The 1,429-nt window shown below is 60.1% G+C and carries 2 pseudogenes; one reads left to right on the top strand and one right to left on the bottom strand.

The features are described 5' to 3' along the window. Positions 1-41 precede the first annotated feature (41 nt). A pseudogene (locus AWB67_RS43720) lies at positions 42-383 on the top strand (calcium-binding protein). A 43-nt stretch (positions 384-426) separates the two neighbouring features. Here AWB67_RS43720 and AWB67_RS37730 read toward each other — a convergent pair. Beyond that, positions 427-890 (bottom strand): annotated as a pseudogene (locus AWB67_RS37730) (IS3 family transposase); the annotation flags it as partial. Positions 891-1,429 lie beyond the last annotated feature (539 nt).

Here is a 1,429-nt window from a genome sequence, read left to right as displayed (position 1 = left end):
GTGGCGCGGTATGCGCCGTCTGATTGACATTCAGCTGGGATATGAACTCGCGCAGGACGAGTGTGGGTAATTGCAAGCGACGTGAGACGCATACCTCGTTTCCCTTCGAGGCCAACGTTCGCAAGGCGATGACTTCTTCGCCGCTGACCACGGGCGAACACGTCTCGGTCACAGGACTCGCTCATGAAGACCTGTGTCGGGTTGGCATCTTCGTCTGGGTTCGGTGGGGAGAACGCGACGTAGGGCACCCTTGACTCCGATCGTTCCGTCGAGCGGCGATAAGCCGACTCGAGTCGCGGTCGCGGACTGGCACTACTGGCACAATACGGCACGTTCTGAGACCTAGAGAGCCGTCTTGCCAACCTCGCCTCGTGCTGATCTGATGCTGGCGGGTTACGCGGACGCATACCTTGAGCTCCTGTCTGTTAGCAGGTTCGCGGCAACCGGCAGCTTGTGCTTCGAGTCCGTCGTCGCGCGGTAACGGCGTTTGTGCCGCGCCCGGATGTGGTTCTCGCGCATTACCCGCTCGACTCGCGCCTTGCTGGCCGGAAAGCCGCGTGAACGGATTTCCTCGGTCATGCGCGGCGAGCCATAAGCGCCTTTGACCTCGGCATGAATCGCCCGAATGAGCGCCAGCAACTTCCCGTCACTGAGCCGCTGGCAGCGGGCGTGCCGCCGCGCTTCCATGCCCGATAGCCGTTCAGACTGACCGAGAGGACCTCGCACAGCGTCAACAACGGATGGTGACGGCGCTGCGGGTCAATCCAGCGTACTTCACAGCAGATCCTTCGCGAGGTACGCCGCCGCTTTTTTTTTGCGATCTCAAGCTCCATTTGCAGACGCTTGTTCTCGGCCGTCAGCCGCGACAACTCCATCTGCTCCGGCGTGACAGCTACACTTGTGCAAGTGTGTTCGGCTGCTGTTGAGGAACGAGGTGGATTGCCTTGTACCCAACATGGATATAGAGCCCGTTTCCTCCGACCTGCCACCAGAGCTCAATCGGACCTCCATTACCCCGCGAGCCGTTTCGTCCGCTGGCCGATTACTGCTTGTCGTCGATAGGCGCCACGTCCCGCTGCGGGGCCGTGTAGTAACACGCTAGCTCGGGTTCAACACGGCGTCTGAGTAGTTTTCCTGGCGCGCAAGGCCGCTGGACTATATGCCAGTTCGCCCGCGCCCGATCGGGTTCAGTGAGCGCGGGCGGACCGTGTCGATGAGCAAGCACGGCATGCCCCTTGCTGCAATCCGATCGATAGTTTAACGGAGGATGTGATCGCGGGCGATAGTTCAGCCGTGGGAGGTCGTAAAGACGTCAGGCAATTACGATGTCATGCATGAGGACGGCAATAACAATTTTGAGGTGACTTACGTCGAAGGGAAGCATTTTCCGCCGACGCGAAGCGGTAAGGGCGCGCACTTCGTTCTGAAT

The organism is Caballeronia terrestris, assembly GCF_001544515.1.
GTDB classification, from domain to species: domain Bacteria; phylum Pseudomonadota; class Gammaproteobacteria; order Burkholderiales; family Burkholderiaceae; genus Caballeronia; species Caballeronia terrestris.
This window is presented reverse-complemented; position numbering and strand designations above follow the sequence as displayed.